Source organism: Echinimonas agarilytica, from assembly GCF_023703465.1.
GTDB lineage: Bacteria > Pseudomonadota > Gammaproteobacteria > Enterobacterales > Neiellaceae > Echinimonas > Echinimonas agarilytica.
In genome coordinates this window covers 249989-266682 of the sequence record NZ_JAMQGP010000004.1, presented here as the reverse complement: position 1 = coordinate 266682, position 16694 = coordinate 249989, and the positions used below count along the sequence as shown (strand labels likewise).

14 protein-coding genes are annotated in these 16694 nt (G+C 48.7%); 1 reads left to right on the top strand and 13 read right to left on the bottom strand.

The features are described 5' to 3' along the window. Nucleotides 1-8: 8 nt before the first annotated feature. Nucleotides 9-254, bottom strand: coding sequence for a YfhL family 4Fe-4S dicluster ferredoxin (locus NAF29_RS11235; protein ID WP_251261660.1), 246 nt, complete (start codon nucleotides 252-254; stop codon nucleotides 9-11). 617 nt (nucleotides 255-871) lie between these two features. Here NAF29_RS11235 and NAF29_RS11230 point away from each other — a divergent pair. After that, entirely contained in the window at nucleotides 872-4132 is a 3261-nt protein-coding gene (locus tag NAF29_RS11230) for an alkaline phosphatase family protein (protein ID WP_251261659.1), read from the top strand. 86 nt (nucleotides 4133-4218) lie between these two features. Here NAF29_RS11230 and NAF29_RS11225 read toward each other — a convergent pair whose 3' ends face one another. From NAF29_RS11225 to NAF29_RS11170, 12 genes are all read right to left on the bottom strand, one after another. Further along, entirely contained in the window at nucleotides 4219-5487 is a 1269-nt protein-coding gene (locus NAF29_RS11225; protein ID WP_251261658.1) for an allantoate amidohydrolase, read from the bottom strand. A 10-nt stretch (nucleotides 5488-5497) separates the two neighbouring features. Beyond that, on the bottom strand, nucleotides 5498-6760 hold the full coding sequence (locus tag NAF29_RS11220) for a pyridoxal-phosphate-dependent aminotransferase family protein (protein ID WP_251261657.1): 1263 nt from the start codon (nucleotides 6758-6760) through the stop codon (nucleotides 5498-5500). 1 nt (nucleotide 6761) lies between these two features. Continuing rightward, nucleotides 6762-7598, bottom strand: a complete 837-nt coding sequence (locus tag NAF29_RS11215) for a sulfite exporter TauE/SafE family protein (RefSeq protein WP_251261656.1) — start codon at nucleotides 7596-7598, stop codon at nucleotides 6762-6764. Beyond that, nucleotides 7598-9187 (bottom strand): gamma-glutamyltransferase family protein, encoded by a 1590-nt coding sequence (locus tag NAF29_RS11210; RefSeq protein ID WP_251261655.1) that lies wholly within the window; start codon nucleotides 9185-9187, stop codon nucleotides 7598-7600. Before NAF29_RS11210 ends, NAF29_RS11215 begins: the two co-directional genes overlap by 1 nt. After that, nucleotides 9180-10400 carry an amidase gene (locus tag NAF29_RS11205; RefSeq protein WP_251261654.1) on the bottom strand — a complete coding sequence of 407 codons (1221 nt, stop codon included), beginning with the start codon at nucleotides 10398-10400 and terminating at the stop codon, nucleotides 9180-9182. The genes NAF29_RS11210 and NAF29_RS11205 overlap by 8 nt, the downstream gene beginning before the upstream one ends. Then, nucleotides 10397-11479, bottom strand: a complete 1083-nt coding sequence (locus NAF29_RS11200; protein ID WP_251261653.1) for a purine nucleoside permease — start codon at nucleotides 11477-11479, stop codon at nucleotides 10397-10399. The genes NAF29_RS11205 and NAF29_RS11200 overlap by 4 nt, the downstream gene beginning before the upstream one ends. 72 nt (nucleotides 11480-11551) lie before the next feature. Then, nucleotides 11552-12838 carry a tetratricopeptide repeat protein gene (locus tag NAF29_RS11195; protein WP_251261652.1) on the bottom strand — a complete coding sequence of 429 codons (1287 nt, stop codon included), beginning with the start codon at nucleotides 12836-12838 and terminating at the stop codon, nucleotides 11552-11554. Between the two features lie 45 nt (nucleotides 12839-12883). Beyond that, nucleotides 12884-13516 (bottom strand): energy transducer TonB, encoded by a 633-nt coding sequence (locus NAF29_RS11190; protein ID WP_251261651.1) that lies wholly within the window; start codon nucleotides 13514-13516, stop codon nucleotides 12884-12886. Further along, nucleotides 13516-13923, bottom strand: coding sequence for an ExbD/TolR family protein (locus NAF29_RS11185; RefSeq protein WP_251261650.1), 408 nt, complete (start codon nucleotides 13921-13923; stop codon nucleotides 13516-13518). Before NAF29_RS11185 ends, NAF29_RS11190 begins: the two co-directional genes overlap by 1 nt. Nucleotides 13924-13961: 38 nt before the next feature. Further along, nucleotides 13962-14477, bottom strand: a complete 516-nt coding sequence (locus tag NAF29_RS11180; protein ID WP_251261649.1) for a MotA/TolQ/ExbB proton channel family protein — start codon at nucleotides 14475-14477, stop codon at nucleotides 13962-13964. Nucleotides 14478-14494: 17 nt separating this feature from the next. After that, complete coding sequence (locus NAF29_RS18420; protein ID WP_251261648.1) at nucleotides 14495-15874, bottom strand: MotA/TolQ/ExbB proton channel family protein; 1380 nt, start codon at nucleotides 15872-15874, stop codon at nucleotides 14495-14497. An 11-nt stretch (nucleotides 15875-15885) separates the two neighbouring features. Then, nucleotides 15886-16641, bottom strand: coding sequence for a DUF3450 domain-containing protein (locus tag NAF29_RS11170; protein ID WP_251261647.1), 756 nt, complete (start codon nucleotides 16639-16641; stop codon nucleotides 15886-15888). Nucleotides 16642-16694 lie beyond the last annotated feature (53 nt).

The window sequence follows — 16694 nt, the reverse complement described above, 5'->3', positions numbered from 1 at the left end:
ATTGCTATTTAACCGTGAAGTTTATAAAACTTATCAAGCAGTTGGTCTTCTGTTTCTATTCGGCTTTGATCCACTTCAATACAGTCGATTGGGCAAACTGACTCACACGTAGGCTTGTCATAATGTCCCACACATTCGGTGCAGCGATCGGGGTCGATTTCATAAATTTCATCGCCCAGAGCGATGGCATCATTCGGACACTCAGGTTCACACATGTCGCAGTTAATGCAACTGTCGAGAATTATTAAAGCCATAACGTCATCATTTCCAAATACACTAATAAAACCAACCAGTAATAAGGTTTTTAAGTTGCCCCTCGTTGTTACCTTGGTCACCCCCCCCTCTGAAACCCTCATGTTTTTTACTTGCTCAGGGCCACAAAATTTTAGCCAGTTCAAATAGGAGGCATGTATGTCATCTAGTGCTAATGGGGGTTGCGAAGGAGATAAGCATGGGCGAAGTGTATCACAAAGCAAAAAATTCCGACTCTGTCAGAGTATCAAGAAACCTTGGAAAATGGGTAAGCCAGTCTTTACAAGTTTGTACATGGAGCTCTGTGGTGCCCTTCACCAGTTCTAGTGGGTAACCCTTTCAAGAAAGCGAAAAGCCATGCATGATTTAACCAATGCAATTTGGTTGGATTTATTGACAGTTTGTGAAAGCCATACCTACTATTAATTAGAGCAAAGGAAAACGGCTTATGGATATGCCGCCGTTGCATTACAAAGAAGTCATTACTTACCGACTTCTCCTGCCTTATATTTTATCTGTTTTTATTTAACCATTTCATAAATTTGTCTGGGCTTTTATCGCTGTTCCCGTTTAATCATCAAGCCGTGTAAATGGTTTGGTAAATGGAGATTACCTGCGTATGTCTGCAAAAAATAAGCTTGCCGCCAAGTTCAAACCCGCCACGTTAAATGATGTTGACGTTGTGATTAGTGATGAACAAAGAGCATCACAATTGGTGTCTGATGATGTCACAATGAGGTTAACTCAATTGACGTTGCGCCCCGGTGAACATCACCGGTTTTCATTCAGGGCGACGCCTGACTGTGCTGTTGAAGTGATGTTACGGGCTCACCAATGGCTGAACATCTCACTACTGAATGCCAGTCACAGTATCCCTGTTGAACAAGAGGCATTTGCATCAATTGAACCCAGAATACCCATCACTTCCGAGACTCGGCTGACAAGTGAAGAGGCCATAATAGCAACGCCAACGCCCCCAAAAAGTTCTCCTTCACTTAAAGCGCCATCTATCGATAGCGTAGCCATTAATCAGCCTCTAACTGCTGATCTTGTGACTAAGGCATTGAATAAGTCTAGGCACGGAGCCCGAGCAATAGTACCTGGCAATACTGTTTTCGCTCCCTTTGATCCATTTGACCCCTCTGACCCGATCGAAGATACAGATCCGCCTGAGCGCATTGAAGAAACGCTTCCAGTCGATGTGGTGATCAGTGTTCGAGATGGCGATCAAATTCGTCGGGTTACCCTGCATGCAGATAGCAATAGCTTATCTCCGGCGAGAATGTCGGTCGAAGGCATTGATGTAAATGACATTATTGATGTGACCTTCATTAACCCAAATGAGGTTGGGGTTATTTGTCAGACCTGTGTAGTGCGTGTTGAACGCCAGGTACGTACTAATACCGTCAGTATTGATAATGAGATGCTGCTACGGGCATTTAATGGTGCTTTTCGCTCGCTTAGCCCGATGGTAAAAGTTGAAAACGGTTTGGCTGTTGCACAATTTGAAGGAGAAATAGCAAAAGAACTTGGCATAGAACGCATGACGAAGGAGTTACCGCTTGAGTTCGATGGCGGTGTGACATTCGCGCCGGGCGATATTGAAATTATGGGGCTGGAAGAATTGGTTGGGCAGGTATTGATTCTGCTGCAGCGGGATGTCGCCAAAGCGCTTAGCTCAGCCGTGAGTGAAAACAGCGACCGAATAGCACTTAGAACCCATCGTGATACCGTGGTTTTGTCTGATGACTTTATTAGGGAGTTACGAACAGAGTACTTTGAAGTCCAGCCCAAGGTTAAAGACAAACTATTGCGATTGGCGGCACCTGCCGATCTAACGACATCGATCCGCAATATTTTACTTGCTCAGTTAAGCGCCCTGTTGGAGAGCTACCCATTGCTCACCAACCTCAATCCTCATAAACCCGCCGATTTAGCCATGAAAGCCAGTTACCGATTAACTGAGTTACAAGGAAATGCTGGACCGATTAGCCTAGAGTTAGATGAAATTCAGGCGGTTTGTTTTATTGCTTTTAACCAAATATCACAGCAACAAAATGCCCCCAGTGGGGATTTACCTTATGATCGCCTGACAGTTGGAAGTATTAGACCTGCGATACATTTTAAGTTGGCGATTAGTGATATTGATTTGGATATTGATGTGCCTTTGCATCTCGATATTCTTTCCGCCGGCACTCTGACGCTCGGTGCGTTGCTGCTGGCTGAAGGCGGTGAAGCGCTGCTTAATGCATTCGCAGATGATCTGGAAACATCACTGCCCAAGGCGATATATGCAGTGATTGACGAGCATGGCGCTGCCTACGGCGACTTGTTAGCGGCAACGTTGACCCGAATTGCCAATCGCGATCACGTTTTTCATCGGATCGCAGCGAACCGTTCGGAAATTGTTGTTGCAACCATTAACCCTGCTCAGCTTAGCGTGCCACACGATCCTGACTTTAATCGTCGTCGCCCTGCTACAGTTGGTATTGAAGAATCACTTGAGCCTGTTAGGCCACTCGATCAGCCGCTTGGGGAGCAGCCAGAGTTCGCCGCAGTAACACCTAATGAACGATTACAAAACATTGACCATTTGGTGTTCATTATGATGGAAAATCGCTCATTTGATCATATGCTGGGTTACCTTTCTCATCCTGATTTCGGCGCACGAGACGATGTTGAAGGGCTTGATGGTCGCGCTCGAGTGTTGGGTGGAGATTTAACTGGATCTGTTGCCACGCCATTGGCGGGACCCAATCGAGCGTTTTTCCCTAACTTACCTCATGTTCATAAATCGATTGTGAAGCAAATCAATAACGGAGCAATGGATGGTTTTGCCTCTGAATATGCCAGAAAGTTGGCGCGAACCACTTCGATTAATAAGGCCGGATTGAATAATGACCCGCAGCGCGTGCTGAGGTTTCAAACCCCGAATATAGTGACTACGTATGCGCACTTTGCTGAACATTTTGCTGTTTGTGATCATTGGTTTAGCTCTGTTCCAGCCGGTACTTATCCTAACCGATCTTGTTATTACAGTGGTGTCACGCGGTCTCTGACCAATGACGAGATTATTGACGATTTTGGCTATCTTAACGAATTAACATTGTTTGACGTGCTGGATCATGTTGGTGTTGAGTGGAATGTTTTTGAAAGCGATATTACATTTTTGAGGGTGTTTGAACGTTATCGTCTGGAAAGTGAACGTATCAGACCGTTAGAAGAACTAACTGAGTTGCCCGCGGTTACATTTATCGACCCAAACTTCACCGGGTTTCCAAGTGACGAAAATAATAATGATGATCAACCGCCAACCGATACGATGCGGGGGCAAGCCTTTATTCATGAGGTGGTCACTAAAATTCAAGCGATGCCAGAATGGCAGTCAACCATGATTGTTATTACTTACGATGAACATGGCGGCTTTGCTGATCATGTTTCGCCTCCGGGGGCTCCGGGTTCAAGTCATCCGCCTGTTAATGGTGTTTCCCCAATCTCGTTATCACATCCTCAGGCAGAGACTTATGGGGTTCGCGTGCCTGCATTTGTTGTTTCGCCACATGTTGAGCCTGGCAGTGTTGCGCACAATATATTCGATCACGCTTGTGTGTTTAAAACTGTACTGCAACGTTTTGCCCCGCAATTTCTCAATTCGGCAATTATTCCTGAACGCGTGCGCCGCTCGCGTCATTTAGGCGAAGTACTGGCCGATGGGCCAGTTCAGGCCGCGTCTGATCCAATCCCCGCACCGTTTGCGAATGAGCTTGTGTTAAAGCGAAGTCACAGCGGCAGAATCGTTGATCGGGAGCTGGAGGATATCGAAGATTTTTCCTTTGCTCTCAAACAACTAGGCAGGCCAACGGTTAAATCGCGTCGATGATGTACGGGCAATTATACCCGCCACAGTGGTCAACAAAAAATGCATAAAGATTCATCTATTTCTCACAACTGATGTTGGTGACTCCACTACAAAACTTGAGAGAAACGTTCTTGTTGGCTGAATTGAACCAGTGCAGTGCGCAGGGTGTCGAGCGCAACAACCACATCTTCTTTTGTAATGGATTCGTCTGGGTGGTGACTAATTCCACCTTTGCAGCGCACGAAATACATGGCAATGTCTGTAATTTCAGCCAGTGCCATCGCATCGTGTCCTGCGCCACTCATTAGGCAAAGAGGCTCTTGTTCAAGCGCTTCTAATGTTTGCTGTTGTTGCTCCATTAACCAAGGCGCGCAATGCACGGCTGCTGCATCGTGAATGGAATGCCAATGCCATTTAAGGTTTCGCTTCGCGCAGATCTCATCCAGTTGCTGTTCAATGGAGTCTAGAGTTGAATCTCGTTGGTGGTCATCCACCGAGCGAATGTCTAGCGAAAACCGAACGGAACCGGGTATCACGTTAACTGCGTTAGGACGGCATTCAATGTGTCCCACTGTGGCGACAATGCCTGCTGTTTTAGCCATTGCTTCAATTTGGCATATAGCTTCGGCGGCAGCGACCAATGCATCTTGTCGCATCGTCATTGGCACCGTTCCCGCGTGTCCGGCAAAGCCTTCAAAATGAATCTGAAAGCGTCGGGCTCCTGCGATGGCAGAAACAATGCCAACAGCAAGTTGTTGTTGCTCCAATACAGGGCCTTGCTCGATATGAACTTCAAGGTAGCCAATTAATTGCTGGGGCAGGTATGCGGCCTTGCCAATGGAGTCGGGCTCAAGGCCAAAGGATTCAAAGGCTTCGGCCATCGTTACGCCATTGGTATCTTCAAGCTGCCACCAGTCTGATTGCCATGTTCCAGCAACGGCTCTGCTGCCCAATAGCGTGGAGCCAAACCGAATTCCTTCTTCATCGCCAAACCCCAACACATCAATATGATAGGGGAGTTCAATGCCCAAACTATTGAGCTGACGAATTGCGGCAATAGGTAAGAGTACGCCTAAAATTCCGTCGTAACGCCCAGCATTTGGAATGGTATCTAAGTGCGAGCCAATCATGAGCGTTTTGGCATTCGGTACAGCACTGGTCAGTCGCCCCACCAAGTTTCCTGCGGCATCTTCAAAGGCGGTCATCCCCGCTTGCTCCATCCACTTTGCAACTTGTTGGTTGCAAGCTTTGTGCTCTGGGGTTAGATAAAATCGATGGATGCCATTGGGCTTAGCGCTGATCTGAGCCAATTGATCGCACCATTGCATAATTTGTTGCGCCATCGCTTGGCTGTGTAAAGCTGTGCTTAGATCCATGGATGCCTCCTCAACTGCTACTGGGCTGGTTCTTGTATCGGATCATGGCTGCATCGACTCCGCCATTGGGAGTCATGTGGTGTCCATGTTGACGAAGCACTGCTTCTAAAGCGCTGAGAGTTTGTAACACCGCATCTTTTCTGGCGTTATATCCCATGGTGCCAATGCGCCAAATTTTGCCATGTAAGGGGCCAAATGAGGTGCCAATTTCAATGCCAAAATCTTCTAACATTGAGTGCCTGACCGACTCTCCTTGCACAGCGTCTGGGATATAGACGCCTACCACATTGGTCATTTTATGAGTTTGATCGCCAAACAGTTTGAGATTTAAACCAGCAATGCCTTGCGCCATTGCGTCTCCATGCAATTGATGACGAGCAATCGCATTGTCTATCCCTTCTTGCATTAAGATTCGGGCGCATTCGCGTGCGCCGTATAGCATCGTGGTGGCCTCGGTGTGATGGTTGAGGCGTTCGTCGCCCCAGTAATCCATGATCATGGCTAAATCAAAGTAATTCGAGGCAATACGTTGCCCTGCACCATCAACGTGATGCTGAGCTCGAATGCCTGCTTCGACATGTTTACGGCGACGAATGGTGTCAACGGCACGATCGCTCAGCGTGATAGGTGCGCTGCCCGATGGCCCACACAAACATTTTTGCAGGCCCACTGAAACCGCATCGAGCTGCCATTCATCAGACTTAAATGGATTGCCCCCAATTGATGCTGTGGCATCTGAGTACATGAGTACGTTGTGGCGCTGACAAATCTCTCCAAGATCCTCAAGTGGTTGCAGCATAGTGGTGGAAGTGTCACCTTGCACGATGGCAAGTACCTTAGGCTTAACTTTAATGATGGCTTGCTCGATTTGCTCTGGGCTAAATACTTCTCCCCATGCCGTTTCTATTTTGTGAACTTCTGCACCGCAGCGTTCAGCAATTTCACAGAGCAAATGTCCAAAGCGCCCAAATACCGGCACTAGAACTTTCTCGCCCGGTTCAAGTAACGATACCAATACCGCTTCAATTCCGGCCCGAGATGTACCATCCACCAGTAATGTCCATTCGTTTTGAGTTTGAAATACACCGCGATACAACGCCATGGTGTCGTTCATGCATTGCGTCATTGTTGGATCGTATTGACCGACCAATTGTGCCGACATGGCGCGTAATACTCGAGGGTCAACAGTAATGGGCCCTGGCCCCATTAATAACCGGGGTGGGGGTGAAAAAGGCTGCAACAAATGATCTGCAACCGAGTATGAATTAGACATATTAAGCTCCCAACAACTGCATCAGCATGCGACCGCCGCTTATGCACAAAAATACAGCAAATAGTTTCTTTAGCAGCACCGCATCAAGCTTGCTGCCAATCCAAGCGCCAAAGGGGGCTAAAAGTATGGTTAATGGCATAATCGCCAACGCACCGGGAATATTGACTAGGCCAACCATTCCATCGGGCGCGGTGGCCGGCGTATGTGCTAACAACATGGTTATGGCACCGGGAATGCTAATCAGTAAACCAAATACCGCAGCAGTGCCTACTGCCCTGTGTGAAGGGTAGTTGCATGAGGTGAGGGTAGGTACGCCTAAAGTGCCGCCACCAATACCGATCATCACCGAAAAAAATCCGATACAGGTGGCCATCACACGTTGCCCCGCCATTGGCGGAAGTTGATGAGCCAATGGTGCAGCCTTGGCTCGAAATAGCATGTTCATGGCGACCAAAATCGCAATAATCCCAAACAAGCCACTGACCCATGCGCCATCAACTAACAATGCGGTTTGGCTACCTGCAATAACGCCTATGATCATGGCTGGTGCCCAGCGCTTGATTAAGGGCCAATCAATATTGCCACGCTGGTGGTGAGCACGAATAGACGAAAGACTGGTGGGTATAATGACCAGTAAGGATGTACCGGTTGCCACTAATATTGCAGTGGCTTGCGGCACGCCGATGCTCTGTAATACAAAATAAAAGACCGGAACGATGACGATTCCGCCTCCCACTCCCAATAGCCCTGCGAGGATCCCGGCAACGACTCCTGTGCCGATCATTGCTGCGGCAATGGGCAACCAAGCTTGGATGATGTCGGCTAAATTCTGTTCCATTAATGGTGCGCCTCGACTTTAGATATAAGGCCTGCGCCATCACTGCGCGGATCAGAAGCCGCCTCTAACGCTCCATTTGAATGGCGGATAATGGCGCCAGCGTGCCCCATTAATTCATTGCATGCAGGCACGGGGCGAATGGTGTGCCCCATGTGTTGAAGTGTTTCAGCGAATTCTTGGTATAAACCGTGTTCCATTTTTAAGTCATGATCGGTTTCACCCCATGTGCGACCCAGTAACCAACGGTCTTTCGCAATGGCAGCGTTGATCTCCATGCCATCAAATAAATATCGGCTAAGAAGCGCGGCTTGGGTTTGAGGTTGTCCTTCTCCGCCCATGGTGCCGTAACTCATTCGGTGGCCATTGTTGAGCATTGCCATTGCAGGGTTCAAGGTATGAAATGGCTTCAGGCCGGGCGCTAGAGAATTAATATGATTGGGCTCTAAGCTGAAGCTCGCGCCTCGATTATTCCAAACTAGTCCCGTACCTGGAATCACCACACCCGAGCCAAACTCCCAATACACACTTTGAATAAAACTTACCATGGTGCCGTCAGCGTCAGTGCAGCCCATCCAAACGGTATCACCGGGCTCCGCTACATGAGGCCAAGGTAGGGCTTGAGCCGTCACGTCATCGGCCAATTTTTTGATCGTTTCAGACGAGAGTAATTGCGGCCAATGTTCACTCACACGGCTTGGATCAGTCACTTCGGCATCGCGAATGATAAAAGCGCGTTTAGTGGCTTCAATGAGGCCATGAATCCGTTCAGCCTCAGTCCATTGGGGATCAAATATTGCGTCGTAAATGGCTAAAATAAGTAATGACGCGATCCCTTGAGAGGGCGCTGGAAGGTTGTACAAGGTGGCAGATTTCAATTCCACCGACAGTGGTGTTACTTCTTGTGCATGATAATTGGCTAAATCACTGTAGCGTATTGGACTGCCTTGCTGCTCCAGTGAAGCCGCGATGTGCGCTGCCAGCTCTCCACGATAAAACGTGTCGGTTCCCTCATTGGCCAATCGCTCTAAAGTTTCGGCCAATGCCGTGTTTGTGAAAACTTGTCCGGTGATTAAGGGCTGCTTGAGCGGCATAAAGAGCGCTTTGTATAATGGCAATCCGCTCATGTCTGATTCAACTTTGCGGCTGGCCGAGGCAAGACTCTCTGTGACCTTAATACCGTTTTTAGCCAGATTCACCGCAGGTGCGAGTAACTCAGACAACTCCGCGGGAGTATGCGTTTCCGATATAATTTGGCGGGCTAAACGCCAACCGTCTAGCGTGCCGCCAATGGTGAGTGCCGCAGGCCCCCCTCGGGGGGGGATCGACTGGAAGTTTTGATGCTGATACCAGTGCGGTGTTGCCATTTTAGCGGCGGTGCCACTGGCATCAATTGCCCGAGGCGCTTCTCCGGGCCGTTGAATGAGCCAAAAGCCGTCTCCAGCCAGACTATTCATATGTGGATAAAGCACAGAAATTGCGGCGGCAGCAGCAACCATGGCGTCAACGGCATTGCCGCCTTGCTTTAAAACATTTAAACCAATCTCAGCAGCACCTTGGTGAGGAGCCGTGAAGGCGATGTTGTTATGCATGCGCATCTCCTTGATTATTATTTTTTAATGGAGAGGATGGAAATAGGCGGTGAACGAGTTCGAGTAATGCCAGATCTGAACCCGCCCGTCCCACAATAGACAAACCTGCAGGAGCGCCGTCCTGCATCAATACGGGTAGATGAACTTGAGGTAAGCCAGCCAATCCGGCAATCGCTGTTAACCCCATTAACTTCTTGCGGTAGTTCTCTAGCGTTGTGCTGGATGCATCGAGTTTAGGTGCGGCTCCTGGGGTGGTTGGCAGAAGGAGCACATCGGTATGATGAAACCATGATGCAATGACCGATTGATAATCCTTGAGTGTTGATTCAGCTTTATTGTGTTGCCCATCATTGATGTTAGCAGCCCAATCTAAGCGTTGTTGAATGTCGGGGCCAAACGTTGGGTTATGTTGGTTGATCCATTCGCCATGGGTTTGCCAAATATCTCGGCCTTGCAATGTTCGAAAGCAGTCACTTGCGCCTTCTAACCAGTCTTGCTCTAACAGCACATGGTGAAATGCAGTGAGTTGTGGTTGTTGGTTGAGCCAAGTCTGACAAGATTCAGTCCAGAGTGACTTGCCATGCATCATTGCTTCTATCACTGCGACTCGAATGGGTCGCTCGGCATAACGAATCGTGTTGGGCAGCAGCACCTTGCCTGCTTGAAAGAGGTGCTCAGCACTGCGGCACATCCAGCCTACGGTATCGAAGCGGGGGGCCAGTGGCACCATGTGCTGTGTTGAAACGATGCCGTGGCTAGTGCGAATGCCAAACAAGCCGTTGTAGCTGGCGGGTACGCGAATAGACCCTCCCGTGTCGGTGCCTAAACCGATATCCACGAGATTGAGTGCAGTGGCTACCGCTGAACCTGAACTAGAACCGCCGGGCAAACGGCCTGATGCGGCGGTATTGGCAGGTGTTCCATAATGACAGTTGCAACCGTTAAGGCTGTACGCCAACTCATCGGTTTGAGTTTTACCCACGAGCAGTGCTCCTGCGTCGAGTAACTCTTGCACCGCAGGGGATGTGTTATTAGGAATCGCATGGCTTTTAAGCCAATCTGGGTTACCCGCTCCCGTTGGAATTCCATGAATATGAAAGAGATCTTTAACGCCTAACCTGAGACCTGAAATTGGGCCTTCGGAGATCGGTGTTGGCGCACTGTGGCGCCAACTAAATACACTGAGATCGGTTTCGGCGTAAGGAGTAATCATGGCTTTACCTTGGGGATTTGGTCTGCATAGTGAGACCAGTCTGCCAGAATTGTATCCATGACTTTTGTACCGACGATGTATGCCGACTCCAACGAAGCATCAAGCCCAGCGTAGCCATCATTTTCAGCTAACAAATTGTCAACGGCACTCACGCCCGGTGGCGGCACCGTATAGTTGCTTCCGGTCCGTAATACCATCACTCGATTTTTGTCGACTTTGCCGATGTTGTGCAGAAAACTCAACGACATAAATGTGCCGGTATCTTCCATTGCTGAGGTGACAAATTCGCCATTGCCATCGCTCCAGTAATGTACCCAATCATTGGCCCAGTCATTGAGTAAATCGCCATGCCAAAATGTCATCGCAGCCAGTTGGTCGCCTTTTAAAACGAATGGTTTCTTTTGGGCGTTAGGGTGGTTTGTATAAAGTGCGCGTGTTTCTTCTAGCCCTTCGAAGTCAGGCAACTCTATGTCTTTGGTCAGTTGAAATGCCCATTCGGTTAATTCGGCGTTCAACTGGAACACTTCACCTTTGGGCGTTGGTTTCTTAGGATCGTTGGGTTTGCTTGTGTGGCGCGCAAAGTAACCCGTATTCCAATCACTTGGTATTTCTCGGGCATCAATCTCATGGGCTAAATCACCATCGACCAAGTATTCGGCCCATGCTGCCGATCCGATCGAAGCATCTTCGGGGTCTATGCCTGCAATGCCAGCAACGAGCCAGTACGCTTTGGACAAATCAAACCGAGGATCGAGGCCTAACGCCATTGCAGCTCCGGCTGAATGAGCAGTGCCAATACCTGTCACCATTGCCAGCACTCCAGTCTCTTGATTCATGTACAGATCATGATGAGAATGCTTGAACTCGAATCGAGTATCGAGCTTCTGGCGTTCTTTCCACAATTGAAATTCGCCTGCTTTATCACCTGTGTCTTCTCCAATCTCAAACATGGTGACCACCACAAATTTAACTTCAATGGGGGCTGTGTGGGGTTGCGATGTAGATGAACACCCAAACATTAGCGCCAATACGGTCGCGCCAAATACAAAGCGCAGCTGCGCTGTGAACGAGTTCTGCATACTAATTCCCTAAAATATTCCATTGTTGGCTCACACTAGAAACTTGTCGCGGCTGACTATGAGCCGAAGTCACTAGGAAGCCGAGTGAGTAGATTGTTGTTGATTGCGCATCACCCAATTGTGTTGGCGCTTTAAGTCTTCTGCATATTTCAGCCAGTTCTTGGCCTGTCGTTCAGAGGCACTAAAGGCTTGAGCTTTGCGGAACGCGTCCATGCCATCACCAAATTCTTTTTGTTCGGTATAGGCGATCCCTAGTAACAACCAAGCTTTGCCCGGCTCCTTCAATTTTTTATCGAGCGCGCGACTCAATGCTCGTTGCGCTTGTTGCCACTGAGCTTGTTCAATATGTAGGTTGGCAATTTGTAGATAGGGGTCACCTTTTCCTGTGACTTGAGCAAGTTGTTCAAATGCTTGAATGGCTTGTTGTTGTTCTTTAGCGGCAACCCATGCATTGGCTAACAAGTCTAAATACTTGGCGTTGCTGGGCAGCACTTCTTTGGCCATAGCGTTTTCTAGTAGGCGAGCTCCGTGTTCGGGGATACCGCGAGAAATCGCCAGCTGTACCATTGATTTAACTGAGTTTTCTTTTTCCAGAACGCCTTGTTTCCAAGCCAATCTAAGCGTGGCCAATGCGCGCTTTTCATTGTCCAGTACTACATAAACACTGGCTAGCTGTTCCCAGTAAGACGGCTTGTTGGGCCAATGTTGGATTGCGCCGCGCAGTGCATCGGCTGCTTGCGTGTATTGTTTGAGCTCAAAATTGCTCGCTATCAGCAATTGATACCAACTTTCTTTAGGCTCAGACACGCTTGAGATTGCTTGGTTTACATAAGGAATAGCGCCTTTATAGTTGCCTGTTTGGGCAAAGATATTCGCCATAAAAACGTACTGATCCGGCGTTGGTTTTTCTAACGTTTTAAACCACTCACTGGCAAAGCCTAAGGCATCATCAAACTTTTCTTGGGCGGCGTAGAGCTGCGCCACCATGTAGCCGACGTTGTACTTCACCTTTTCGGGCAAGCGATTAAGCTCTAAAGCGCGCCTAAGGTAGTCCACTGCTTTGGCGTAATTGTCGCGAGACATTTCGGTATACCCGAGCATTTGCAACACGAGAGCTTCATCCAGAGAGCCGACTTCAACTTCGGAATGCAAGGCCAATAATGCCGAGTTGGCTTCATCGATTTGATTATTGCCAATTTGCTCTTGGATTGTGGTCAACTCTTCATAAGTACCTGGGCTGACTGAATCGGGGGCAGCCAGCACAGGTGTTGTCATCAATATGCCTGCTGTTATCGCGGGTATTGCGAATCGGCGCGTGGCATAGATGACAGCCTGATGGAGGTAAGTTTGAACCTTCATATTCATGTCCTAGCGACGCGGACGCTCTAATCGTCCGCGATGTGTTTATTTACCCAGCTTAAATTCAATGGTCTGCCGAGCGCGTTGTGAGGTGGGCTTGCCGTTCACAATTTTGGGTCGAAACTTCCATCGTTTCATGGCGCTAATCGCTGATTTGGTAAAGAGTCGTGGAGGATTTTCCTCCAGCACTTCTACGTCTGCGACAGAGCCATCTGGGCGAATTGTCACGGCCATTGTGACGTAACCTTCTAACTTGGCGGCTTTCGCTCCTCGCGGATAAGAAGGCGGCACGCGTACCACAGGAATTACGTCGGTATCGAAACCTGCCATTCCATTTCCTGCTTGCAACGTGCCAAGAAACGGGCCAGAGCCTTTGTTCATTGGCACCCCAATTTTGGGCATGTTCATATTCAAGTTGGCATTCACATTGGCAAACTGCTGACTCATATCTGGCGCATCGGGCGGTGTTTCAGGCGGCGGCGGTGGATCGGGCAATCGTCGGTCTTTGGTATTTACATCATCTTTGGCCGCGTCTACCCGAACAAAATTCAGGTAGGTATTGTTGCGATCCGGCTTTTTAAAAAGACCATCGTTGGCGATCAGTAGCTGCATGCCAATAAACACAGCCACACCAAAAATGATGGCCGCGACAAGGCTGCTAAGATACTTGATGACCATTACTTGTCCTCCGACGCCACCGACACAGATGTTGCGCCAGCCAATCGAGCTTGATCCATTACGTCAATCAAGGTGCTTGTATTGGAGTCTTGATCCGCCACAATAATGACCGCAGCGCCTGGGTTTTCAGCCAATGATTTCTCGACGTTTGCGCGAATGGCGCGTTTGTCGATTTGACGCTTGTCCATGAACACTTGATTGGCCGAGGTAATGCCAATTTGAATGCTATTGGACTCGGTCACAACGGCTGTTTCGGCATCGGGACGCGTCACATCTACGCCAGATTCTTTGACGAAAGTCGAGGTGACGATAAAGAAGATCAACATGATAAACACCACATCTAACATGGGCGTTAAATCAATCTGACTTTCTTCTTCTTGGTTCATAAAAAACGAATTATCGTTCATACAGTTTCACCTTTAAGCGTTAACTGAGCGTGGCTCAGTTAACTGTAAGTTGGCATCGCTGATGCTGTTTCGCGTTTTTCGCGGCGGTAACGGCGGTCGAGTTCGGTGGCAAATGGAATTGCGAGTAATGAAATGACCATTCCGGCCATGGTTGGAATGGTGGCTGCACTCACCCCATTGGCCATCGCTCTTGGATTTCCAGATCCCAAATAAGCCATGACTTCAAACACTTGAATCATGCCGGTTACGGTACCCAGCAAGCCAAGCATGGGTAGCAGTGCAATCAGCCCAGTAATCAACTTCAGATTCCTTGCCATCATGCAGTCCAACTCCGACAGCAGTTGCCTGCGGTATTGCGTTGCAATCCAAGATGACTTATCTGCACATTGCTGCCACTGCTTTACGTTCGATTGTTGTTGGGTTTTATATTCTCGAAAGAAAAACCAATAGCGCTCGAAAATAAGAAACCACAGCCAGATGGTGACCAATAGAATGGCCCACAGCACGTTGCCGCCGGTATTCAGAAAGTCGAGTAAGTACGAATTAATATCCATGCTGGCACTCCTTTGAGTTAAGCCTTAGCACTTGCGATATCTACCGCTTTCTGTGCGACCATACCCGTGGCTTGTTCGCCCACTTCTTTGCTCATTTGCTGTGCTCTACTGCTTAAAATAGTGCTCGCAAGCAAGAGTGGAATAGCGACGCATAGGCCTTCAACTGTGGTGATCAGCGCTTGTGAAATACCGCCTGCCATAAGTTTAGGGTCGCCGGTTCCAAAGAGCGTAATCGCTTGGAAGGTACCGATCATTCCGGTCACCGTTCCGAGTAACCCCATGAGCGGAGCTATGGCCGCTAAAACCTTCACGGTGGCTAAGCCTCTGCGAAATTCAGCGAGATCTTTAAACACCACTTCTTCAAGTTTTTTGCCAATGACATCTAAGTCTTGAAGGTGTTTGTTTTCGTAGTATGCAAGCAACATACGGCCCAACGGATTGTCATCGGACGGATGTTCCATATCCTTGCGCTGCTTCGCCATTTTCTTGGAGATCGACGCGAGCTTGATTAAGCGCTCAATGACCACGAGTAGGCCAAAGATACCCACTGCGATAATGGCGTAACCCACGCTTTTACCTTGCTGAACTCGCTCTACCAAACTTGGAGATTGCACCAGCAGGCCTAACAAAGCACCGCGCGATGGATCCAAAGCAAACCCTACTGGCGTGCCGCCGCTGGTTTGACTTAAGTCTCCTGCAGTGCTGCGTAAACTGCTGTCGGGTTGGCGCGCCAATTCAACCAGTTGTTGCGTGTCAGAGGAATAATTGAGGTATTTGTCTTCACTAATAATGTTGAAGGTACCAATACGGGTTACTTCCGCTGTGTAAGCTTCACCGCTGGGTTTGACCACTTCGGTATTGAAACGAGTCACACCTGCTGATTCAGAAATTTCTTGCAGTGACATTGCCCATAATTGCTGCATTTGCGCAATGGTGGGCACTTCTGTGGTGGCGGCTAACGCTTCAATCTGAGCTTTTCGCTCGGGGTACTCAATACTAATTAATGAGTCAAATAGAAGTTTCTCTGTATCGCCCGCCATTTGTCTAAACACACCAAATAACTCACCGAGGTTGCCTGTACGTCGGTCCAATTGAGTGCTTAAGTCGGCCAATTGAGTTTCGTTGAGATCGAAGGTTTGTTGCATCTCTTCGCGCAGTTGCTCTTGTCGTGCAAGTTCGGTTTGAACCTCAGCTAACATGGCTTTTTGCTCGCCCGCAGCGGCCTTAAACTTCTTCTCACGCTCGCTGTTGTGATTGGCTTCTTCACTGACTTCTTGGCTAACTTGTAGGTACAAGTCTTTGAGCGGATCAGCCTGAAGATTGGGACTGATGAATAAGCTTAGGCCCAATAAGCTGGCACGGCTCAATCCGGCGTAGTTGAAGGAAATCTTTTTCACGTCGGTACTCCTCAGCTTGCTGGACTGCTAACCGGTAGGGTTAACAGTTCTGGTGGTGTTTGTTTACGGGCGATTCTTAAACCGTCTCGAATGCTGGTACGGTAAGTGCTGTCGAGCAGTTCCCATTGTTTGAGGTGGTTGCTCCAACGGCCGCTTTCGCTGCCATCGAGAGTTTGGTAATACAGGCCAACACGGCCAAGGCGGAGGAAGTCGACCGTTCTGGGTGTGTCGCCTTTGAGTAGCACGCCTCGGTAGGCTTCGATCGTGCGTCCGTATTCCATTTCAACCTGATAAGCTTCCATGATTCGACGATATTTTTCGCCGGCGGTGACATCGGCGCGGTCAATAAGGCTTTGTAAGTTTGCAAGCCTGTCTTGGCGCTCTTCTTTTAAGAAAGGCACGTCGGCTTCGAGTAGTTGTCCTAACGTGTCTGTCATTTTCAGCATCAACGGCAGAGCGCCGGTTTCGATGTTGTCGATTTCTGAAATTTGACTACTGATGCTGCTGATCTCTTGTTCTTGAGATGTGATCAGCTTGGCCATCTGCTGGTTATAAATAGTGAGACTCTCTAAGCGCTGAGAAGCGATTCGGTAGCTTTGAAGGTCGCTGGTGGTTTGTTCAACCATCGAGTCAATACGGCTTTGGCTGACTGCTGCACTTGTGTCGATAGCTTGCTGTTTATCAAGGCTGTCCTCAATTGCCGTAGCATTGAATGCGAGGCTGACGGAGGCCAGTAGGGCTAAGCTAAGGGGCTTACGAAAAAACATAGTAAAACCTCTGTTGCTCGGAACCCGTTGCCGGGTTCCGATATCAGATGAAC